The 20,502-nt window shown below is 70.2% G+C and carries 18 protein-coding genes; 11 read left to right on the forward strand and 7 right to left on the reverse strand.

The window, feature by feature from the left end; translation table 11 throughout:
* Window positions 1-97: 97 nt before the first annotated feature.
* Window positions 98-517 (forward strand): hypothetical protein, encoded by a 420-nt coding sequence (locus ACIBQ1_RS49570; RefSeq protein ID WP_397288830.1) that lies wholly within the window; start codon window positions 98-100, stop codon window positions 515-517.
* A 4-nt stretch (window positions 518-521) separates the two neighbouring features.
* Here the strand turns inward: ACIBQ1_RS49570 and ACIBQ1_RS49575 are convergent, their stop codons facing one another.
* Both ACIBQ1_RS49575 and ACIBQ1_RS49580 read right to left on the reverse strand, forming a co-directional pair.
* Window positions 522-2,354: an ABC transporter ATP-binding protein gene (locus tag ACIBQ1_RS49575; RefSeq protein WP_397288833.1), complete on the reverse strand. Its 1,833-nt coding sequence runs from the start codon at window positions 2,352-2,354 to the stop codon at window positions 522-524.
* A complete protein-coding gene (locus tag ACIBQ1_RS49580) occupies window positions 2,351-4,135 on the reverse strand; it encodes an ABC transporter ATP-binding protein (protein ID WP_397288835.1) in 1,785 nt (594 codons plus the stop codon). The genes ACIBQ1_RS49575 and ACIBQ1_RS49580 overlap by 4 nt, the downstream gene beginning before the upstream one ends.
* A 178-nt stretch (window positions 4,136-4,313) precedes the next feature.
* On the opposite strand from ACIBQ1_RS49580, the gene ACIBQ1_RS49585 reads away from it, so the two are divergent.
* Window positions 4,314-4,787, forward strand: a complete 474-nt coding sequence (locus ACIBQ1_RS49585) for a nucleoside deaminase (protein ID WP_397288837.1) — start codon at window positions 4,314-4,316, stop codon at window positions 4,785-4,787.
* Window positions 4,788-4,839: 52 nt separating this feature from the next.
* Window positions 4,840-6,186 (forward strand): sensor histidine kinase, encoded by a 1,347-nt coding sequence (locus ACIBQ1_RS49590; RefSeq protein WP_397288839.1) that lies wholly within the window; start codon window positions 4,840-4,842, stop codon window positions 6,184-6,186.
* On the opposite strand, the gene ACIBQ1_RS49595 is transcribed toward ACIBQ1_RS49590, so the two are convergent.
* A complete protein-coding gene (locus ACIBQ1_RS49595; RefSeq protein WP_397288841.1) occupies window positions 6,183-7,298 on the reverse strand; it encodes a ferritin-like domain-containing protein in 1,116 nt (371 codons plus the stop codon). The genes ACIBQ1_RS49590 and ACIBQ1_RS49595 overlap by 4 nt on opposite strands.
* 89 nt (window positions 7,299-7,387) lie before the next feature.
* Between ACIBQ1_RS49595 and ACIBQ1_RS49600 the strand changes: the two genes are divergently transcribed.
* Window positions 7,388-8,035: a TetR/AcrR family transcriptional regulator gene (locus tag ACIBQ1_RS49600; protein WP_397288843.1), complete on the forward strand. Its 648-nt coding sequence runs from the start codon at window positions 7,388-7,390 to the stop codon at window positions 8,033-8,035.
* Between the two features lie 27 nt (window positions 8,036-8,062).
* On the opposite strand, the gene ACIBQ1_RS49605 is transcribed toward ACIBQ1_RS49600, so the two are convergent.
* Window positions 8,063-8,527 (reverse strand): transglycosylase SLT domain-containing protein, encoded by a 465-nt coding sequence (locus ACIBQ1_RS49605; RefSeq protein WP_397288845.1) that lies wholly within the window; start codon window positions 8,525-8,527, stop codon window positions 8,063-8,065.
* Window positions 8,528-8,973: 446 nt separating this feature from the next.
* On the opposite strand from ACIBQ1_RS49605, the gene ACIBQ1_RS49610 reads away from it, so the two are divergent.
* From ACIBQ1_RS49610 to ACIBQ1_RS49620, 3 genes are all read left to right on the forward strand, one after another.
* Complete coding sequence (locus ACIBQ1_RS49610) at window positions 8,974-9,459, forward strand: glutathione peroxidase (RefSeq protein ID WP_397288847.1); 486 nt, start codon at window positions 8,974-8,976, stop codon at window positions 9,457-9,459.
* 84 nt (window positions 9,460-9,543) lie between these two features.
* Window positions 9,544-10,326 carry an SDR family oxidoreductase gene (locus tag ACIBQ1_RS49615; protein ID WP_397288849.1) on the forward strand — a complete coding sequence of 261 codons (783 nt, stop codon included), beginning with the start codon at window positions 9,544-9,546 and terminating at the stop codon, window positions 10,324-10,326.
* 68 nt (window positions 10,327-10,394) lie between these two features.
* Window positions 10,395-11,546, forward strand: a complete 1,152-nt coding sequence (locus ACIBQ1_RS49620; protein WP_397288851.1) for a hypothetical protein — start codon at window positions 10,395-10,397, stop codon at window positions 11,544-11,546.
* Between the two features lie 15 nt (window positions 11,547-11,561).
* On the opposite strand, the gene ACIBQ1_RS49625 is transcribed toward ACIBQ1_RS49620, so the two are convergent.
* Complete coding sequence (locus tag ACIBQ1_RS49625; RefSeq protein WP_397288853.1) at window positions 11,562-12,620, reverse strand: LacI family DNA-binding transcriptional regulator; 1,059 nt, start codon at window positions 12,618-12,620, stop codon at window positions 11,562-11,564.
* Between the two features lie 179 nt (window positions 12,621-12,799).
* Between ACIBQ1_RS49625 and ACIBQ1_RS49630 the strand changes: the two genes are divergently transcribed.
* Window positions 12,800-14,011, forward strand: coding sequence for an ABC transporter ATP-binding protein (locus tag ACIBQ1_RS49630; protein WP_397288855.1), 1,212 nt, complete (start codon window positions 12,800-12,802; stop codon window positions 14,009-14,011).
* Window positions 14,012-14,145: 134 nt separating this feature from the next.
* Here the strand turns inward: ACIBQ1_RS49630 and ACIBQ1_RS49635 are convergent, their stop codons facing one another.
* Entirely contained in the window at window positions 14,146-14,895 is a 750-nt protein-coding gene (locus tag ACIBQ1_RS49635; protein WP_397288857.1) for an SDR family NAD(P)-dependent oxidoreductase, read from the reverse strand.
* Window positions 14,896-14,920: 25 nt separating this feature from the next.
* Here ACIBQ1_RS49635 and ACIBQ1_RS49640 point away from each other — a divergent pair, with 25 nt between their 5' ends.
* Window positions 14,921-16,120, forward strand: coding sequence for a PQQ-dependent sugar dehydrogenase (locus tag ACIBQ1_RS49640; RefSeq protein ID WP_397288859.1), 1,200 nt, complete (start codon window positions 14,921-14,923; stop codon window positions 16,118-16,120).
* On the opposite strand, the gene ACIBQ1_RS49645 is transcribed toward ACIBQ1_RS49640, so the two are convergent.
* Window positions 16,080-16,415, reverse strand: a complete 336-nt coding sequence (locus ACIBQ1_RS49645) for a carboxymuconolactone decarboxylase family protein (protein ID WP_397288861.1) — start codon at window positions 16,413-16,415, stop codon at window positions 16,080-16,082. The two genes, ACIBQ1_RS49640 and ACIBQ1_RS49645, sit on opposite strands and share 41 nt — an antisense overlap.
* 280 nt (window positions 16,416-16,695) lie before the next feature.
* Here ACIBQ1_RS49645 and ACIBQ1_RS49650 point away from each other — a divergent pair, with 280 nt between their 5' ends.
* Both ACIBQ1_RS49650 and ACIBQ1_RS49655 read left to right on the forward strand, forming a co-directional pair.
* Window positions 16,696-17,376 carry a hypothetical protein gene (locus ACIBQ1_RS49650; RefSeq protein WP_397288863.1) on the forward strand — a complete coding sequence of 227 codons (681 nt, stop codon included), beginning with the start codon at window positions 16,696-16,698 and terminating at the stop codon, window positions 17,374-17,376.
* Between the two features lie 10 nt (window positions 17,377-17,386).
* A complete protein-coding gene (locus ACIBQ1_RS49655; RefSeq protein WP_397288865.1) occupies window positions 17,387-20,341 on the forward strand; it encodes an AAA family ATPase in 2,955 nt (984 codons plus the stop codon).
* Window positions 20,342-20,502 lie beyond the last annotated feature (161 nt).

Genomic DNA, 20,502 nt, shown 5'->3' on the forward strand with positions numbered 1-20,502 from the left:
TCGTAGCGCCAAGTGTCATAAAGGCGGTCTTGCGGGCGCGCGGAGTCGAGCGGACACTCAGGATCGAACGGCGATCAGAAGCCGGGGGGTGGTCCGAGTGACCGACGGGTTCGACACCCGCGAGACGTGGCCTTTCGAGTGCCTTCGCTGCTTATACGTCTGGGAAGAGGATTACGTCGTCCGACGCCTCACCGACGTGCACGGCAACGAGGTCGACATCTGGCTCAGCGCGGGAGTGACCGTGCCGCCGCCCTGGTCGGGCGCCTGCTGCCCGCACTGCGGCGCGTACCACGTGACCTCTTTCCCGAAGGGCTACTTAGCCCGGCATCCCGAACTCGTGCCCGCCCCCGACCCGGAGCCCGAGCCGGTCCTCGCCGCCGTGGCGGCGGAGCCGGGCAGGGTGTCCGCGCCGCGGACGCACCTGCCCGGCAGGTTGCTGATCGCGCTAGGGGTGCCGCTGGCGCTGTTCGTCGGGTACGAGCTGTACGTCAACGCCGTCGCAGCGGCACACCACTAGGCGGCTAGCTGAGGCTCTCCAGCCACGCCTGGTGCAGCCCGGCGTACCGGCCCGAGGCCGCGATGAGCCGGTCCGGCGGGCCGTCCTCGACGATCTCGCCCCGGTCCATCACCAGCACCCGGTCGGCGATCTCCACCGTCGAGAGCCGGTGCGCGATGATCAGCGCCGTCCGGTCGGCCAGGATCGTCCGCAGCGCGCGCTGCACCAGCCGCTCGCTCGGCACGTCGAGGCTGGAGGTGGCCTCGTCGAGGATCAGCACGGCGGGGTCGGCGAGGAACGCCCTGGCGAACGCGACGAGCTGGCGCTGTCCGGCGGACATCCGGCCGCCGCGCTTGCCGACCTCGGTGTCGTAGCCGTCGGGCAGGCTCGACACGAACTCGTGCGCCCCGATGGCCTTGGCCGCCTCACGCACCTCCCGGTCGGTGGCGTCGGGCCGGCCGAACCGGATGTTGTCGGCGACCGTGCCGCTGAACAGGAAGTTCTCCTGCGTCACCATGACCACGGCCTGGCGCAGCGCCGGCTCGTCCAGCGTGCGCAGGTCGACGCCGTCGAGCAGCACGCGGCCCTCGGTGGGGTCGTAGAAGCGGGAGATCAGCTTGGCCAGCGTCGTCTTGCCCGCGCCCGTCGCCCCGACCAGCGCCACGCTCTGCCCGGCCGGGATCGTCAGGTCGAGCCGGGGCAGGATCGGCATCTCCTCGACGTAGGCGAACCGGACGCCCTCGAAGCGCACCTTGCCGCGCGCCCTGCCGTCCGGCAGCCTGGCCGGCTCGCGCGGCTCGGGCACGGAGGGCTCCTCCTCCAGCACGCCCGACAGCTTCTCCAGCGCCGCACCGGCCGACTGCAGGGTGTTGTAGAACTGGCTGACCTCCTGCATCGGCTCGTAGAACTGACGCAGGTAGAGCAGGAAGGCGGCCAGCACGCCGACCTTGACCTCGCCCTGCACCGCCAGCCAGCCGCCGTACAGCAGCACGCCGCCGATCGTCAGGTTGCCGATCAGCTTGATGCCGGTCATGAACGTCGCGCCGAGCTGCATGCTGCGCGCGTTCGCACCCCGGTAGTCGTCGTTGAGCTGCTCGAAGATCTCCTGGTTGCGCGGCTCCCTGCGGAAGGCCTGCACCGCGCGGATGCCGGTCATCGACTCCACGAAGTGCACGATCACCAGGGCCACCGTCTCCCGCGTACGCCGGTAGACGATCGCCGACTGCTGCCGGAACCACCGGGTGAACAGCAGCAGGAACGGCAGCGGGACGAGCGCCAGCAGGCCCAGGTGCAGGTCCAGCACCAGCAGCAGCACGGCCGTGCCCGCCATGGTCAGCACGGCCTTGACCAGCGCGTCGAACCCCGACTGGAGCAGCTCGGCGATGGCCTCGATGTCCGAGGTCAGCCGCGAGATGACCCGCCCGGAGGTGTACTGCTCGTGGAAGCTCAGCGACAGGCGCTGGAAGTGGTCGAACACCCTCCTGCGCAGTTCGAGCAGGGTGCCCTGGCCGATCCGGCCCGACAGGGTCAGGAACGCCCGCCGCGTGAGCGCCTGCGTGATCGCCGCGGCCAGGATCACCCCGACCACGGTCAGCAGGACGGTGGGGCCGGCCCCGCTCGTGATCGGCGGGATGCCCTCGTCGATCCCGACGGAGACCAGGAAGGGGATCGAGAGCCCGGCCGCGTTGGAGACGACGATGATCGCGACCAGCAGCCCGATCTGCTTCCGGTACGGCCTGAGCAGGGTGCCGAGCAGCCGCCGGGAGCGCTCCCGGAGCAGGACGGACACCTTCTCCGGCAGCTCGTCCTGGTCTTCGGAGGACACGCCCCGCCAGGACGCCGTGGTGGTCGTGGTCATCGCAGCGCTCCTTCCGCGGCGTCGTCGAAGTCGGCGTCCTGGGCCAGCAGCTCGCGATATTCGGGCACCTCGGCCAGCAACTCGTGGTGCAGCCCGACGTGCGTGATCGTGCCGCCGCGCAGCAGCGCCACCTTGTCGGCCAGCAGCACGGTGGAGGCGCGGTGGGCGACCACGATGCCGGTCGCGTCGCGCAGCACGTGCCGCAGCGCCTCCTCGACGAGCGCCTCGGTCTCCACGTCGAGCGCGGAGAGCGTGTCGTCGAGCACGAGGACCCGCGGCCTGCTCAGCACGGCCCGCGCCAGGGCCAGGCGCTGCCGCTGGCCGCCGGACAGGGACAGGCCCTGCTCGCCGATGCGGGTGTCGAGGCCCCATGGCAGGTCGTAGACGAACATGGCCTGCGCGGTCTGGATGGCCTCGGCCAGTTCCTCTTCTGTGGCGTCGAGCCGGCCGAGCGTGAGGTTCTCCCGCACGCTCATCGAGAACAGCGTCGGCTCCTCGAACGCCGTGGCCACCACCGAGCGGAGGCTGGTCAGCTCCAGGTCGCGCACGTCGTGCCCGTCGATCGTGACGCGGCCCTCGGTGGGGTCGATCAGCCGCGGCACCAGGGCGGTCAGCGTGGTCTTGCCGGAGCCCGTCGCGCCGACGACGGCCACCGTCTCGCCGGGGCGCACGTCCAGCCAGACGTCGTGCAGCACCGGCTCCTCGGAGTCGTGGAAGCGGAACCCGACGCCCTCGAAGCGCAGGTGCCCGCGGGGCCGGTCGATGGACTCCGTGCCGCCCTCGATGGCGGGGACGGTGTCCATGACCTCCATGAGGCGGTCGGCGGAGGTCATGGCCTCCTGGGCCATGGCCAGGATGTAGCCCAGGCTCGCGATCGGCCAGACGAGCTGGAGCATCAGCGTGGTGAACGCGACCAGCGCGCCCAGCGTCAGCGAGCCCGTGCCGACGGCCAGCGCGCCCAGCAGCAGCACCAGGGCCAGCGTGATGTTGGGGATGATCTCGAGGAAGGCGAAGAACTTGGCCAGCAGCCTGGCCTTGTCCATGGAGGTGCCGTAGACCTTGAGCGCGCCCTCGTCGTAGCGGTCGAAGACGTAGTGGCGGCGGCCGAAGGCCTTGATCGTACGGATGCCGAGCGCGGACTCCTCGACGAGCGTGGCGAGGTCGCCCTGCTCGTCCTGCACCTGGCGGGAGGTCTTGATGTAGCGCTTCTCGAACCGCAGCGACAGCCACACGATCGGCACGGCCGAGGCGAGCACCAGCAGCCCGAGCGGCCAGTACTTGTTCAGCAGCAGCACGGTCACCGTGATCAGCTGCAGAATGTTCATGACCAGGAAGAGCATGCCGAAGCCGAGGAAGCGGCGGATGGTCGACAGGTCGGTCGTGGCCCGGGATAACAGCTGGCCGGACTGCCAGTCGCCGTGGAAGCCCATGGGCAGCCGCTGCAGGTGCTCGTAGAGGTCGTCGCGGATCGCGGTCTCCAGGCCGAGCACCGGTTTCACCTGGGCCCACCGCCGCAGGAGGATCAGCAGGGCCTCGACGACGCCGACGCCGATCGCGAGCAGCCCGAGGGGGAGCAGCGCGCCGGAGTCCCCGTGGGCCACGGGACCGTCGATGACCTTCTCACTGATGAGCGGGAGCGCGATGCCGGCCGCGATGCCGACGATCGCCGCCAGCCAGATGAACACCAATCTGACGACGTAGGGGCGGAGGTAGGACTTCATCCGCCACAGGGAGTTGGAGGAGAGCAGGGGACGTTGAGGTATGTGCGTATCGGGAGGCATCCCTTCTAGGCTAATACGAGGGTTCAACCGATTTTCAGTAGCCTCAAGAGTGCGGTTCTTGTACGTGACGTGCGGAAACAGTGAAAGATCTTGCACATTCGGCGGACTGTTACTTTTGTTGTGATCTGTTGGTGTATGTTCTTCGCCCTGCTCCGCGGCCGTCCACGATGGGGGATTCATGATCGTCGAATCGGAGATGCCGCACCTGCGCCGGTGCGTCGAGCTGGCCGCCAGGGCGCTTGAGGTGGGCGACGAGCCGTTCGGCTCGGTGCTGGTCTCCGCCGATGGGGCAGTGCTGGCCGAGGACCACAACCGGGTGGCCTCCGGCGACAACACCCAGCACCCGGAGTTCGCCCTGGCGCGCTGGTCGGCGGCGCACCTGACGCCCGGGGAGCGGGCGGCCGCCACCGTCTACACCTCCGGCGAGCACTGCCCGATGTGCGCCGCCGCCCACGCCTGGGTCGGGCTGGGCCGCGTCGTGTACGTGGCCTCGTCGGAGCAGCTCGCCGCGTGGCTGTCGGAGCTCGGCGTCCCGCAGCCGCCCGTACGCACGCTGCCGATCAACGAGGTCGCGCCCGGCGTGGTGGTCGAGGGCCCGGTGCCGGAGCTGGCCGAGGAGGTCCACGAACTGCACCGGCGCTTCCACGGCTGAGCACATATGCCGTTTTGCCTGGGGTTTGTACGGTCCGTGACAGAGTGTGGCCATGTTGTTCGGCCGCTCCATCAGGGCCCGGATGACGACGGCGGCGGTGGTGGTCTTCGGGGCCGTCGTCCTCCTGGGGGTGCTGACGATCTCGCTGACCTACCCCGTACGGGCGCGGGAGGACCTCGCCGAGCAGGCCGCCGACGCCAGCCGGCACCTGGCCCTCGCCATCGGTGAGCGTCGGTTGAGCGGCCCCATCCCGTCGCGGAACGGCGTCTTCATCTTCCAGGTCGTGGACTCCTCCGGCCAGGTGCTGGCCGCCAACACCGGGCTCGCCGGCCGGCCGCCCCTCACCCGGGCCCGGCCCACCGGAGGCGGCTCGCAGGTCCAGACCCGCGTGTGCCGTCCCGGCGGGTGCATGATCGTGGTGGGGACGAGCAACCCCACCAGCGCGTACGGCTCCGTCGTCGCCTACGCGGCCATGCGCGAGCCGTTCCTGCTGAGGTCGCCGTTCCTGCCCCTGGTGCTGTCGGCCTTCGGGGCGGCGCTGGTGGCGCTGATGGGATGGGGCGCCTGGTACGGGGTCGGCCGGGTGCTCGCCCCCGTGGAGCGGATCCGGACGGGGCTGGAACGCATCAGCGCCCACGACCTGGGCCGGCGCGTCGACGTCCCCGACACCGAGGACGAGGTCGCCGAGCTGGCCGCCACCGTCAACGCGACCCTGGAGCGGCTGGAGGACGCCGTGGACCGGCACCGGCGCTTCGTCTCCGACGCCTCCCACGAGCTGCGCACGCCGATCACCGGGCTCATGGTGCGGCTGGAGGCCGGGCTCGCGGACCTGGAGGAGAGCGAGTGGCGGGCGGCGATCAAGGACGCCCAGCGGCTGTCGGACATCGTCCACGACCTGCTCCTGATGGCCCGGCTGGACGCGGGGGTGCAGCCCGAGCACGAGCGGATCGAGCTGGGGCGGCTGGTCGAGGAGGAGATCGCGCGGCGGCCGTGCCGGCTGCCGCTCACGACCGACGTGGAACGGGGGATCTTCGTCCGCGGCAACCGGCTCCGGCTCGCCCGGCTGCTGACGAACCTGCTGTCCAACGCCGACCGGTACGGGGACTCCCGGATCTGGGTCTCCGTGCGCGGATGGGCGGATCAGGCCGTGGTGGAGGTGCTGGACGACGGGCCGGGGGTCCCCGCGGAGATGCGGGAGCGGGTGTTCGAGCGGTTCACCCGCCTCGATCACACCCGGTCGCGGGACACCGGTGGCACGGGGCTGGGGCTGCCGATCGCCCGTGACATCGCCAAGGCCCACGGCGGGACGCTGGAGATCGGGGACGGTCCCGGGTGCCGGATGATCCTGAGCCTGCCGCAGGGCCTCCCGCACTCCGCGCCCGGCGCGAAGAAGCTCTAGGACGACTCGCCGAGCTCGATGGTCTCGGCCACCTCGGCGTGCCGCTCGGCCTCCTCCTGGGCGAACCGATCCGCGTCCAGCTTGTCGGCGATGTCCTCGTCCTGGCGCATCAGGGCGTCCAGCGACTGGCCCGCCATCTCCAGCACGCCCATCTCCGCGTACGCCTCCTGCAGCCGCGGGCTCCACAGCCCGATGTCCTTGACGCACGGCACGATCCGGCTGAACAGTAGCGACCTGAACAGCCTCAGGTACTCGGAGTGGTCCGTGGCCTCCATGGCCTCGTCGACCTCGGCCTTCGACAGGCCCAGGTTCTCCCAGGTCTCCCGGCCGCGCAGCCGGTCGCGCATGAGGTAGCAGCCCTCGATGACGAAGTCCTCGCGCTCGCGCAGCTCGGTCTCCGACAGGCTCCGGTAGTAGTCACGCAGCGCCATCCGGCCGAAGGCCACGTGCCTGGCCTCGTCCTGCATCACGTACGCCAGGATCTGCCTGGGCAGGGGCTTGGTCGTGATGTCGCGCATCACCCCGAACGCCGCCAGCGCTAACCCCTCGATGAGCACCTGCATGCCGAGGTAGGGCATGTCCCAGCGGGAGTCGCTCAACGTGCTGTCGAGCAGGGCCTTGAGGTGCTCGTTGATCGGGTACGCCAGGCCCACCTTCTCCTGGAGGAAGCGCGCGTACGTCTCGGCGTGGCGCGCCTCGTCCATCGTCTGGGTGGCCGCGTAGAACTTCGAGTCGAGGTCGGGGACCGACTCCACGATCTTGGCCGAGCAGATCATCGCGCCCTGCTCGCCGTGCAGGAACTGGGAGAACTGCCATGCCGCGCCGTGCCGCCGCACCTCGTTGCGGGTCTGCTCGCTCATCCGCTCCCAGAGCGGGGTGCCGTGGATCGCGATGGTCTGGTCGGGGACGCCCAGGACGTCGTACGGATCGACGTCAAGGTCCCAGTCGATGCGCTTGGCCGAGTCCCACTGCTTGTCCTTGCCCTTCTGGTACAGGGCCAGCATGCGATCCCGGCCGTCGTCGTACTCCCAGGTGAATCGGCTCGCGCCGGCCATCTCGACGTTCCACGTGGAGAGCTCGGCGGGGATGGTGTAGAGATCGTGCGTCGACATGGAACCTCCCAAGGGGGTTACGTACACCGTACGTACGTCCGCATCCTGAGACTGGCACGTACACCGTACGTACGTCAATAGAATGAGGTATGCCCACGGAGCCCCTCTCGCGAGGCCGCATCGTCGCCACGGCCATCGACCTCATCGAGCGCGAGGGGGCCGACGCGGTCTCCATGCGGCGCATCGCGGCCGAGCTCGGCGTCGGCGTGATGTCCCTCTACAACCACGTGCCCAACAAGGAAGCCCTGCTCAACGGGGTGGCCGAGGCGGTGCTGAGCGGGATCGAGTTCACCGACGACCCCGGCGCGCACTGGACCGACCGGGTGCGCATGCAGGCGCGGGCGTTCCGCCAGATCGCCCACGACCACCCGCGCTCGACCATGGTGGTCGTCAGCCGCCAGCTCCACTCCACGGCGGGGCTGCTGCCGGTCGAGCGGGCGCTCGCGACGCTGCGCGGCGCCGGGTTCGACGGGGCGGAGGCGGTCAGGATGCTGCGGATGTTCATCGCGTACATCGTGGGCTCGCTGCTGCGGGAGGTGGGGGTGACGCCCACGTTCGCGCCCGTCCACGACCGGCTGGTCAAGGCCGAGAGCGTCGATCCCGCGCTGTTCCCCGAGGTCCACTCACTGGCGCCGCTGCTGGACCAGTGCGATCACGACGCGGAGTTCGAGTTCGGGCTGGAGCTGCTCATCCAGGCGATCGAGGTGCACGTGGCGCGCAGGGAGGGCACCCGGTGAGCCGCGGGTGCCCTCTCCTGTCTCCGGCTAGTACCAGTTGTGCGATCTCCAGTGTCCCCAGGCGCCGCACGGCCTGCCGTACCTCCCCTTGATGTAGGACAGTCCCCACCGGATCTGCGTCTCCGGGTTGGACTTCCAGTCGCGTCCGGCGCCGCGCATCTTGCCCGCGGGCAGTGCCTGCGGGATGCCGTACGCGCCGGACGAGCGGTTGGTCGCGTGATGGTTCCAGTTGCTCTCCCTGGTCCATAGGTTGTCCAGGCAGCGGAACTCCTGCAGGTTCCACGATCGCTGGACCACCTGGTCCAGCGCGATTCTCTTGTTCCTGTTCGGCGTGGCCACCGCGACCTTGGGCTGTGCCTTCGTCGTCCAGGTCCCGATCCGCACCACGGGCGGGCGGCTTTCGGCCCGGGCCGCGGGCGTTCCGGGCGCGGTGAACGTGGTGAACGCCGCGGCGGTGACGAGTGTGCCGCTGAGCGCGCGTTTGCTGTCCAAGTCGATCCTTGCTGTCGGGTCGCGTGCGGACGGGGCGCACCGTATCCGGCGCCCCTGCCGATCCGCGTCCATGGATCGGACGCGGAGGGTCCGCGCGGCCCTCCGGGAATCTGGCACCGCCCGATCCCGCTGGGCGGCCCGAAGGGCGCCGCGACGTGTCCTCTAGCACGATTCCTATTACGTTCGGTCACCGTGGGTCACACATCTCGACACGCGGTGGAGAGGTGTTTGCGCGAGCGTTGCGGAGAAAAGCCCCTCTCGCAGGCCCGCCCTTGCCCGCCCCGCCGTCCGCCTGAACGGCCCTTGCCGCAAACCGCGACCAACTATGGGGTTTGGCCGAGCGCGGCCCGCGGGTAAGCGCCGAGCGCGGCCCGCGGGTAAGCACGGCCTCCGGTCCCAGGAGGGCGAGAAACCGAATCACGTTCCGCAGGCGTAGGGTGCGACTCATGAGCCTCACTGACATCCAGCTCCGCACTCTCGACGACGCCCCCACCACCCTGGGGGAGCTGGCGGCCGGCAAGGCCGTCCTGGTCGTCAACGTGGCCTCCCGATGCGGCCTCACCCCGCAGTACGGCGCCCTGGTCAAGCTCCAGGAGCAGTACGGCCCGCGCGGCTTCACCGTGGTCGGCATGCCCTGCAACCAGTTCGCCGGCCAGGAGCCGGGCACGGCCGAGGAGATCCAGGAGTTCTGCTCGGCGACGTACGGGGTGGACTTCCCGCTCCTGGAGAAGGCCGACGTCAACGGCCCCGGCCGGCACCCGCTCTACGAGGAGCTGTCGCGGACCCTCGACGAGCAGGGCGAGGCGGGCGACGTGCAGTGGAACTTCGAGAAGTTCCTGGTGGACCGGGAGGGCAACGCCGTGGCCCGCTTCCGCCCCCGCACCACCCCCGACGACCCGGCGGTCACCGCGGCCATCGAGAAGCTCCTCTGAGGGCTCCGGCGGCGCGGCCCGGAGCCGCGCCGCCGGGCCGGAAAACCTTTCGACGCCCGGCGTGCCGTCGGCGAGGATGATCGGATGACGTCCGGGACGAGGGTCGCCGTGGTGACCGGGGTGAGCAGGCGGATCGGGATCGGCTACGCCATCGCGCGGGAGCTGCTGGCGACGGGCGCGAAGGTGTTCGCGCAGTCGTGGACCCCGCACGACGCCGAGCAGCCGTGGGGCAGCGACCCCGCGGGCATGGACGGCGTGCTGGAGTCGCTGGGCGGCGTCGGCGACCGGCTGCACCACGTGGAGGCCGATTTCGCGGACCCGGCGGCGCCGGCGTGGGTGATGGAGCAGGCGCTCGACAGGTTCGGGCACGTGGACGTGCTCGTGGCCAACCACGCCCGCAGCAACCGGCAGTCGCTGGAGGAGGTGACGGCCGCCGAGCTCGACCTGTCGTGGGCGGTGAACGCGCGGGCCGGCGTGCTGCTGACGCAGGCGTTCGCGGCCCAGCACGACGACCGGCGGCCCGGCGGCAGGGTGATCATGTTCACCTCGGGCCAGCATCTGGCGCCGATGCCGGGCGAGCTGCCGTACGCGATCAGCAAGGGCGCGATCCAGCAGATGACGCTCAGCCTGGCCGACGCGCTCGCGGACCGGGGCATCACCGTCAACACCGTCAATCCGGGCCCGGTCGACACGGGCTGGGCCGACCCCGAGCTCACCCGGCGGGTCGGCCGCTCGCTCCCGGCCGGGCGCTGGGGGCGGCCGGAGGAGGTGGCCCGGGTGGTGCGCTGGCTGGCCTCGGACGAGGCCGCCTGGATCACCGGGCAGGTGATCAACGTCGAGGGAGGGTTCCGCCGCTGGGTTCCGTAATCGTGTGATTTCTCTCAGTGATGGGTACTGGTCCAGGCATTGGCCTGACGTCCCGCAGGGAGCATGCGATGACGAACAATCCGTACGCCGGCTCGCCGTTCAGCTATGCCACCGAGCCGGCCGTGGGACCGTACTCGATCGTGGAGCTGATGCCCGGCGTCCGGAACCTGCTGGAGTACGCCGGGCTGGAGGCGGGCGAGCGCGTGCTGCTGCTCATGGAGCACACCGTCGACCCCGTCGTCGTCCAGGCCATCGCGGCGGCCGCGGCCTACCGGGGCGCCGACGTTCGCATCCTGTCCGTGCCGCCGTTCAGCCCCGGGGGGTGGGACCGGGAGGCGTCGCTGCACATCGAGACGGCCGCCTTCCGCGAGGCCGACCTGGTGATCAGCGGCACCTGGTGGGGCGAGGTGCACACCGCGCCGCTGTTCTTCGACCAGATCAAGTCGCGCTCCTCCCGCTTCCTGTCCCTGCACATGACGGCCACCGCGGGGGCGCTGCTCACCGGGGGGCGGCTGCCCGCCGAGGTCTTCTACGCGCTGCTGCGCCGGACGCTGCGGCAGGTGTCGGGCGCCCGGTCGATCAGGGTCACCTCCGCGCGGGGGACGGACGTGACGTTCTCGGGGCTGACGTTCGACCCGGACCCCGGCGCGATGCGGCCCGGCGACTGGCGGCCCTTCCCGTACGGGGGCGCCAACTTCTGGCCCACCGACACCGAGGGCGTCATCATGATCGAGGACAGCACGGTGACCGGCGTGCCCGAGGAGTCCCTGCGCATCACGCTGGAGGGCAACCTCGTCCGCAAGATCGAGGGCGGGGCCGCGGCCGAGCAGCTGCGGCGCTACGCGCCCGGCGGCTTCTACATGCGCCACGGCCTGCTCGGGCTGAACCCGAAGGTGCGGGTGGCCGGGGGGAGCCAGTTCGAGCGGGAGAAGCACGCCGGGGCCTTCTACTGCGGCATCGACGGCCTGACCGACGGGCTGCCGGTCACGACGGGCCCGGGTTTCGCGCACTGCGACTGCCAGGTCGACCGGCCCACCGTGCTGGTGGACGGGGAGCTGTTCGTCGAGAACGGGCGCCTGCTGATGCTCGACGAGCCGGAGATCAGGGAGGTCGCGGCGCGGTTCGGCCCGCCGGACGTGATCCTCGACGACAACCCGATCATGATCCTGCCCCGCCGCTACACCGGAGCCGGAGCCGGTGTCGGTGCCGGTGTCGCCTGACGGCGGGGGAGCCGTCTAGCGGCGGGGGCCGCAGCTGCCGCGGATGATGAGCTCGGTCGGCAGGACCACGCTGCGCGGCTTCCTGCCGCCGGCCCGGAGCACCAGCTCCGCCGCCCGGTAGCCCATGTCCCGGCCCGGCTGGGCGATCACCGTCAGGGGCGGGGAGCACAGCTCGGCCCAGGGCACGTCGTCGTACATCACCAGGGAGACGTCCCTGGGCACCCGCAGGTCCAGCTCCCTGGCCGCCAGCACCGCCGCCTCGCCCAGCACGTTGCCCCCGGCGACCACCGCCGACAGGTCGGGACGGCTCTGGAAGAGGCCGGAGGCGGCGGCGTAGGCGGAGTCGCGGCTGCCGGTGCCGAACACGACCAGTTCCTCGTCCACGGGCGCCCCCACGGCCTCCCTGAAGGCGTTGACCCGGCTGTCCTGGCCGGGGCCGCCGAGGAAGGCGATGCGCTTGTGGCCCAGGCCGCGCAGGTAGCGCACGGCCGTGCGGATGCCGGCCCGGTCGTCGGCCACCACGGCGGGGACGTCCAGCGGGCGGGCCGGGGCGGCGGCGGACAGGCCGTCCAGGGCCATGAGGTCGGCGACGGCCGCCGCCCGCACGTCCTCGGGGGAGGAGTGGACCGGCAGGCGGTCGGCGAAGACCACCGTCATGCCCGCGCGGAGCGCCGGGGACCAGGTGTCCGCGTCTCCCGACGGCACGGCGATCACGCGGTCCACGCTCTGCTCCAGGAGCATGCCGATGAGGTCGGCCTCCTGCTCGGGGTCGCCGCCCGTGGAGCCGATCACGACGGGCTCGCCGGCCGAGCGGGCGCAGGCGAGCACGCCCTCGGAAAGCTGGCCGTAGAAGGTGTCGGTCAGGTCGGGGACGAGCAGGCCCATGCCGCCCGTGCGGCGTTGGCGCAGGTTGCGGCCCAGGGCGCTGGGGCGGTAGTCGAGCTGGGCGGCGACGGCCAGGACGCGCTCCCGGGTCGCCGGGCTGGCCGACCCGCCGGACAGCACCCTGGACACGGTCGCGACGCCCACGCCGGCCGCCTCGGCCACATCCTTGATCGTCGCCCGCTTCTCCATGGAAACGATTCCATCATGGCTTCCGGAAAACGGGAAGACTTGCGTACCAACAATGGCTGGTCACACGGCAACCCTTGACACCGATGTCCGTTTCGGGTGAGATGCTTGAAAACGTATCCACGTGAGTGGGTCACGGTAACAACGTCCGGGCCACCCGCCCTGGAGCGCGAAGGAATGTCATGGCATCCATCATTCTGACGAACGTCGACAAGGTCTACGCCGGTGGCGTGAAGGCCGTGAACGGGCTCAACCTTGAGATCAAGGACGGCGAGTTCATGGTGCTGGTAGGCCCATCCGGTTGCGGTAAGTCGACCGCCCTCCGGATGATCGCGGGCCTCGAGGACATCAGCGGCGGCGAGATCTCCATCGGCGACAAGGTGGTCAACCACCTGCCGCCCAAGGACCGCGACATCGCGATGGTCTTCCAGAACTACGCGCTCTACCCCCACATGACGGTCGAGGAGAACCTCGCCTTCGGCCTCAAGCTCCGCAAGATGCCCAAGCCGGAGATCCAGAAGCGGGTCAACGACGCCGCCAAGATGCTCGGCCTCGAGACGTACCTCAAGCGCAAGCCGGCCGCCCTCTCCGGTGGTCAGCGCCAGCGTGTCGCCATGGGCCGCGCCATCGTGCGTGAGCCGCAGGCCTTCCTCATGGACGAGCCGCTGTCCAACCTGGACGCCAAGCTCCGCGTCTCCATGCGCGCCTCGCTCAACCAGATGCACGAGCGCCTCGGCGTCACCACCGTGTACGTCACCCACGACCAGGTCGAGGCCATGACCCTCGGCGACCGCGTCTGCGTGCTGCGCGACGGCCTGCTCCAGCAGGTCGACACCCCGCAGAACCTGTTCGACAAGCCGGTCAACCTGTTCGTGGCCGGGTTCATGGGCTCGCCCTCGATGAACTTCGTCACCGCCGAGCTCGTCCGCGACGGCGGCGCCGCGGTGACCTTCGCCGACATCAAGCTGTCGATCCCCGACTCGACCTTCACCGAGAAGCCGGGCCTCGACCAGTACGTGGGCAAGAAGATCATCCTCGGCATCCGCCCGTCCGACTTCGAGGACGCGGCCTCGGCCGGCAACCACGCCAACGGCTGGGCCACGCTGGCGGTCAAGGCGGAGGTCACCGAGGAGCTGGGCTCCGAGATCAACGTGCTGTTCCTGATCGACGCCCCGCCCGTCGAGCACAAGGACACCGTCGCCGCCGCCGACGCGGGTGACGACGAGGAGGCCGCGCTGCCGCTGTCGGGCGACAAGTCCCTGTGGACCGCCCGCGTCAACGCCCGCAGCCACGCCCGCCCCGGCCAGAACATCGACCTGGTCGTCGACACGCACAACCTGCACTTCTTCGACCCCGAGAGCGGCCTGTCGATCGGCCACGAGGCCAACCGCTAGCCGACTCCTGATTCCCGGCCGTGAGCCCCGCTCACGACCGCTCGGGCCCCCACCGCGACCCCCTCCCGCGGCGGGGGCCCGTTCCATTGCGCTTCGGTACGGCCTGCGTCGGTACGGCCTGCGTCGGTACGGGCTCAGCGGCCGATGCTCGCCGACACGCGGGCCTGCAGGCCGCGCGGCACCAGCTTGCCGACCGCGACGATGGCCTTGTAACGCAGGTCGGGCACGGACACCCGCTTGCCCAGCGCCAGGTCGCGCATGGCCTCCCGCACCACGTCGTCGGCCTTCAGCCACAGGAACCCGGGGATCCCCGAGACGTCCATCGCGGCCCGCTGGTGGAACTCGGTCCGCACGAAACCGGGGCAGAGTGCCATGATCTTGATGCGCGGGTTGCCCACGTCGTGCGCGGCGGACTCGCTGAAGTTCACCACCCATGCCTTGGACGCGCTGTACGTGCCCCGCGGGAAGAACGCCGCCACCGAGGCCACGTTGACGATCGCGCCCCGGTCGCGCTCCCGCATGCCGGGCAGCGCGGCCAGCGTCAGCCTCAGCACGGCCTCGCAGTGCACCTTGAGCATGCGCACCTCGTCCTCGACCGGCACCTCGGGGAATCTGCCCTGGTGGCCGAACCCGGCGTTGTTGACCAGCAGGTCGACCCCGCCGGCCAGCCTGGACTCCACCCTGGCCAGCCCCTCCTCGGTGCCGAGGTCGGCGGGCAGCACCTCGACGCTCACGCCGTACCTGAGCTTGAGCTGGTCAGCGCTCTCGGAGAGCCGTTGCTCGGCGCGGGACACCAGGACGAGCGAGAAGCCGTCGGCGGCCAGGCGCCGGGCGAAGGCGGCGCCGATGCCGGAGGTCGCGCCGGTGATCAATGCGGTAGGCATGCCTGAACCTTAATGCCGTGCGAGGATGGGCGTCGTGCGACTCGTGGCGGTCTCAACGGCCCTCGTCCTCGTGACCCTCACCGCGTGCGCGCGGGAGCCCGCGCCGGTCCCGCTCGCCCCCGCGGAGAGCGACCCCGCCGAGGGCGCTTCGACGGAGAGCGCCGCCCCGGCACCGGATCCCGCCGAGACGGAGCCCGCCGAGACCGGGCCCCCGCGGCGCGGGAAGCTGCGCTTCAAGGAGATCGCCAGGCTGGACAAGCCGGTGGCGTTCGCCGTGCGCGAGGGCGACGACCGCCTCTACGTCGCCGAGCAGACCGGCAGGTTACGCACCTCCGACGGCGACGTGGTGATCGACCTGTCCCGCGAGGTGAGCGGCGGCAACGAGCAGGGCCTGCTCGGCGTCGCCTTCCATCCCTCCGGCCGCTGGGTCTACCTCGACTGGACCGACGCGCGGGGCGACACCCACGTCACCGAATGGGCCTTCGACGGGTCCAAGGCCACGGCCAGGCGCGACGTGCTCACCCAGGACCAGCCCTACGCCAACCACAACGGCGGCCAACTGGCCTTCGGCCCCGACGGCCACCTCTACATCGCGCTCGGCGACGGCGGCAGCGCCGGCGACCCCCAGGGCAACGGCCAGAAGCTGACGACCCTGCTCGGCAAGATCCTGCGCATCGACCCGCGCGGCGGCCGGCCGTACCAGGTCCCGGAGGACAACCCGTTCGTCGGCGAGCAGGGCGCAAAGCCCGAAATATGGGCTTACGGGCTGCGCAACCCCTGGCGGTTCGGCTTCGACCGCGACACGGGAGACCTGTGGATCGGCGACGTCGGGCAGAACGCCTGGGAGGAGGTCGACCACCAGCCGGCCGGATCGCGGGGCGGCGAGAACTACGGCTGGAACGCCCGCGAGGGCAAGAGCCGCTATCGGGGCGCGAAGGGCCGCGACATGGTCGACCCGGTGATCACGTACTCCCTGGACGAGGGCGGAAACTGCTCCGTCATCGCCGGATACGTCTACCGCGGCGCGAAGATCCCCTGGCTGCGGGGCCGGTTCCTGTACGGCGACTTCTGCGCCGGCTGGATCAAGGCCGCGCGGGCCGACGAGCCGGCGGACGCGGCCGAGGTGGGGAAGGTCGAGCAGCTCTCGTCGTTCGGCGAGGGGCACGACGGCGAGCTGTACGCGCTCAGCCTGCGTGGTCCTCTCTACCGGATCGAGCCTGCCTGACCCGCTCGATCAGCCTCTCGACCTGGTCGTTGAGCTTGCTCCCCCGGGCCCAGCCCGCGTAGAGCGTGAGGAAGACGACCACCTCGCGCAGCTCGGTCTCGGTGAGCTCGCCCGAGTGCAGCGCGGCGTCGAGATGGACGTCCGCCTGCTCGTGGAGCCCCTGGCCGACGAGCAGCCCGAGAAGGAGCAGGCGGCGCTCCCGCACCGACAGGACCGTCCTCGACCAGACGTCGGCGAACTGTCGCTCCGCCGTCATGCCGAAGGAGTCGACGGTCTCCATTGCGGGTTCTGACATTGTGCGCTCCCGGGGCGGTCGGAAGGGATCCTCATATCTTCAGCTACTTCCCCAGTTGAACCAACGGGGGTTGCATGAACGTTGTAGGCACGCGAACCGCCCACCGGAGGCGACCGCCACGGAACGTTACGGACCATGCGCGCAGCCTTAATTGATCTGTAACAAGTAAAGCCAATGCACGGCCAAGATTTGGTCAAGATTTTTCACTGCGCTTCGGGCTCATTAGGCCTGAAAGCGGGCACAACAACTCCGTTGGTCCGTAAAGCGGAGGTAAGCCCTGGTGAAAAAGGCACGGGGTTTGATCGCGGTCGCGGTCGCGATCCTGATGCTGTCCGCGTGCGCCGGACAGCCCGAATTCCATTACGTACGCGACAAGGCGGGCACGACCTACTTCAAGGTGCCGTCCTCGTTCACGCAGCTCAATGCCTACCCCATCGAGCTGTACCTGTCCGGAGACCATCCGAACTCGGAGGCGGCCCTCATGCGGGCCCAGCGGGTGTGGTCGACCGCCTTCGACCAGTCCACGGAGCCGTCGGTCAACCACCTGCTCGGCTCGACGGAGCCGTTCGTCTACGCCACGGTGCACCAGCTCACGGAGGACCAGCGGGACGGGATCTCGCTGAACCGGCTGCGCGACTTCGTGCTGCCGGTGACCTCGCAGATGCGCGAGCTCTACCAGCAACAGGCCCTGGCGTCGGGGCAGCCGCCGATGTTCAAGAATTTCGCGCTCATCAACGACGAGGTCCTGACGATGGACAGCGGCGCCAGGGGAGTGCGGGTCCGCTTCGAATATCAGATCGGCGAGGACATCCAGATGTTCGACCAGACCGCCATCCTCGACGAGAAGGGCGCCACGGTCTCCGTCATGCTCATCGGCTGCCAATCCATCTGCTTCCGGAAACGCGCCGGCGAGTTCGACAAGATCGAGAGTACGTTCAAGCTGCTCCGGCTGCCTGGATGAGGGAGCACCATTGACCACGACCAATCACCATGAAGGGCTGCGTGCCCCCGGCAGCGGGCCCTCCGACCCCGAATCCGTGACCAGAAAGAAGATGCAGTTCTGGGACCGGAGCAAATTCCTCATCGTCCTGGTGGTCGCCTACCTCATCCTCACGTGGAAGGTGATGGCCGACTTCCAGGGCATCGTCGTGTTCCCCGAGGCCGCGCAGCGGATCGCGTACGAGTACCAGTGGATCTTCTGGCTGCTCGGCGCGGAGGTCGTGCGGCAACTGCATTTCCTCGTCAGCGAGCACTGGTCCGGCTACCACCGCTTCTGGAGCCACCGGGTGTTCGGCGGCTTCGAGCGCTGGACGCACCGGCGGTTCGACGACTGGACGAGATACCGCCTGTCGCGGGCGCTCAAGGTCACCTTCTTCATCGTGCTGACGGCCCTGGTGCTGGGGGCGGTGCTGGACGTCAGCCCGTTCGTCGCGCTGATGCAGGCGCCGGCGCTGCTCTGGAACGCGATGCCGTTCCTGATCCAGATCGTCTTCCTGTTCTTCGTGGTCATCATCCAGTTCGTGGGCCTGTTCTGGTTCCTGTCCAGGGGCGGCGTTGAGACGTACTTCCCCGACGACATCAAGACCCGCTTCCACGACGTGTGGGGGCAGGACCACGTGGTCGAGCGCGTCCGGGAGAACATCGTCTTCCTGGAGCGGCCCGACGAGATCGAGCGGCGCGGCGGGTACGTCCCCAGCGGCCTGCTGCTGTGGGGGCCGCCGGGCACCGGCAAGACCCTCATGGCCGAGGCCGTCGCGGGTGAGACCGGCAAGCCGTACGTGTTCGTGGATCCGGGCGCGTTCACGAACATGTTCATGGGCGTCGGCATCCTGAAGGTCAAGGCGCTGTTCAGGAAGCTGCGCAAGCTGGCGCTCCGGTACGGCGGCGTGATCGTCTTCTTCGACGAGGCCGACTCGCTCGGCAAGCGCGGCCGGCTCGCCCAGCAGGGTCCGCCCGGGCAGGGCGGCTTCTCCGGCCTGTCCGGCGTCCACGGCTGCCACGGGCTCAACTACCTGTCCGAGGAGACCCGCCAGGTGCTGGCCTTCCGCGCCAGGCGCGAGTCGCCCGACGAGCCGGAGCGGCGCAACCGCTTCTTCATGGGCGGCGGCATGAACGGCTCCGGCGACCCCGGCACGCTGCAGGCGCTGCTCACCGAGCTGTCCGGGCTCAAGAAGCCGCGCGGGTTCTTCAACCGGCTCGTCCGCAGGCTGCTCGGCATGCGGCCCAAGCCGCCGCCCAAGTACCGCATCCTCGTCATGATGGCCACCAACCGGCCCGACGCGCTCGACGAGGCGCTGCTGCGGCCCGGTCGCATCGACCGCATCTACAAGGTCGGCTACCCGTCCAAGGCCGGCCGGGTCCGCACGTACCAGGGCTATTTCGACAAGGTGTGGCACGAGCTCACCCCCGAGCAGGTCGACAAGCTGGCCACGATCACCCCGTACGCCACCGGCGCCACGATCAAGGACCTGGTCAACGAGTCGCTGATCACCGCCATCAGGGACGGGCGCGAGATCATCACCTGGTCGGACGTGCTGCGGGCCAAGCGCCTCAAGCAACTCGGCCCGCCCGAGGACGTCGAGTACATCGAGCGCGAGCGGCACGCCGTGGCCGTGCACGAGGCCTGCCACGCCGTCGTGGCGTACGTGACCCGCTTCCACCTCGAGATCGACATCGCCACCATCGAGAAGGGCGCCGACTACCTGGGCATGGTCGCCTCGATCAAGCCCGAGGACCAGTTCACCCGGTGGAAGTCCGAGCACGAGGCGGACATCATGGTCTCCCTGGCCTCGCTGGCCGGCGAGCGGATGTTCTTCGGCGAGGACAACTCCTCCGGCGTCTCCGGCGACCTGTACTCGGCCACGTACCTGACCGCCATGATGGAGTCGTACTGGGGCATGGGCTCCGGCGTCACCTCGCTGCCGGCGCTCCAGGAGCTGGAGATCATGGGCGGCAAGGCCGTGCGCAAGGCCGGCCCCGGCGGCGGCGGCTCGATCGGCATCACCGAAAGGGAGCCCGCCAGGAACCAGCCCGACCTGACCCCCGACGTGCTGGGGGAGCGGATCGAGTTCAACCTGGTGCGGCTGCTGGAGAAGACCGAGGAACTGCTGCAGGAGCACCGCAGGGAGGTGCTCAGCGTGGCGCACGCGCTGGAGACGCACAAGACGCTCAACGGCGACGACGTGGTGGCCATCATCCGCAGGGAGTCCGGGCCGCTCATGGACGGCACGATCTACGCCTCCGACGAGCTCTACCAGGAGCTGGAGGACTACCACCGCGACGCGGCCAGGGCCCACAAGGAGCACAGCCACATCGAGCGGGACCTGCCCGGGCCGGTGGAGGAGCCGGTGGAGCCGCAGCCGCTCGCCTACAGCGGCGCCGGCGTGAAGGCCGTCCAGCCGGCGCAGCCTCTGGTCCTTCAGGCGCCGCCGCCCGCCGTGCACGACGTGAACGGGGAGGCGGCCGACCGGCCCGAGTTCGTGCCGTGGGCGGCGGCCTCTCCGCCTCCCACGCCCGTGCCGATCGTGGTGGGGACGCCCGCCGCGGCTGCGGCCCCGCCCCCGGCGCGCCGGAGCGCGGGCCGGATCTGGCTGGTCGTCGCCAGCCTGCTCGGGCTCGTGGCGCTGTCCATCATCGCGGCGCTCGCGGTGACGGGCACGGTGGCGGGCGTCGGCACGAACGCGGCCACCTCGACCGTGGCCTCGCCGGGGCTGCTGCTCCTGCTGTTCGTCGTGGTGGTCGCGGTGATCGTGGGCGCCGGGCTCGCGCTCGTCGCGATCAAGGGGGTACGCGCCGCGCAGGCCAGGGCCGAGCGCGAACGTGACCAGGCCCACGCCCGCGCCCAGCTCCTGGCGGCGGCGATGGATCCCGACACGGCCATGCGGCTGCTCGGCTACGACGGGAACGGGAAGGACGGCCGTACCTGACGCGACGGCCCTGACCGGATGGCGTGGTGCCCAGGCGCCACGCCATCCGTCACCCGTGCATCCTTTACCTGCGGGCGGCCCGATTAACACGGCGTTCACATTCGGGCAAAAACCGGGAAACGGCCGTCCGTAAGACTCGGCGTGGCTGTGAAACACCCCGA

The sequence above is a fragment of the Nonomuraea sp. NPDC050153 genome (assembly GCF_044460125.1).
Lineage (GTDB): Bacteria > Actinomycetota > Actinomycetes > Streptosporangiales > Streptosporangiaceae > Nonomuraea.

Coding starts and splice junctions, on each gene's coding strand:
- ACIBQ1_RS49575 (WP_397288833.1), bottom strand. CDS start 2,354: ATGACCACGACCACCACGGCGTCCTGGCGGGGCGTGTCCTCCGAAGAC.
- ACIBQ1_RS49580 (WP_397288835.1), bottom strand. CDS start 4,135: ATGCCTCCCGATACGCACATACCTCAACGTCCCCTGCTCTCCTCCAAC.
- ACIBQ1_RS49585 (WP_397288837.1), top strand. CDS start 4,314: ATGATCGTCGAATCGGAGATGCCGCACCTGCGCCGGTGCGTCGAGCTG.
- ACIBQ1_RS49590 (WP_397288839.1), top strand. CDS start 4,840: ATGTTGTTCGGCCGCTCCATCAGGGCCCGGATGACGACGGCGGCGGTG.
- ACIBQ1_RS49595 (WP_397288841.1), bottom strand. CDS start 7,298: ATGTCGACGCACGATCTCTACACCATCCCCGCCGAGCTCTCCACGTGG.
- ACIBQ1_RS49600 (WP_397288843.1), top strand. CDS start 7,388: ATGCCCACGGAGCCCCTCTCGCGAGGCCGCATCGTCGCCACGGCCATC.
- ACIBQ1_RS49610 (WP_397288847.1), top strand. CDS start 8,974: ATGAGCCTCACTGACATCCAGCTCCGCACTCTCGACGACGCCCCCACC.
- ACIBQ1_RS49615 (WP_397288849.1), top strand. CDS start 9,544: ATGACGTCCGGGACGAGGGTCGCCGTGGTGACCGGGGTGAGCAGGCGG.
- ACIBQ1_RS49620 (WP_397288851.1), top strand. CDS start 10,395: ATGACGAACAATCCGTACGCCGGCTCGCCGTTCAGCTATGCCACCGAG.
- ACIBQ1_RS49625 (WP_397288853.1), bottom strand. CDS start 12,620: ATGGAGAAGCGGGCGACGATCAAGGATGTGGCCGAGGCGGCCGGCGTG.
- ACIBQ1_RS49630 (WP_397288855.1), top strand. CDS start 12,800: ATGGCATCCATCATTCTGACGAACGTCGACAAGGTCTACGCCGGTGGC.
- ACIBQ1_RS49635 (WP_397288857.1), bottom strand. CDS start 14,895: ATGCCTACCGCATTGATCACCGGCGCGACCTCCGGCATCGGCGCCGCC.
- ACIBQ1_RS49640 (WP_397288859.1), top strand. CDS start 14,921: ATGGGCGTCGTGCGACTCGTGGCGGTCTCAACGGCCCTCGTCCTCGTG.
- ACIBQ1_RS49645 (WP_397288861.1), bottom strand. CDS start 16,415: ATGTCAGAACCCGCAATGGAGACCGTCGACTCCTTCGGCATGACGGCG.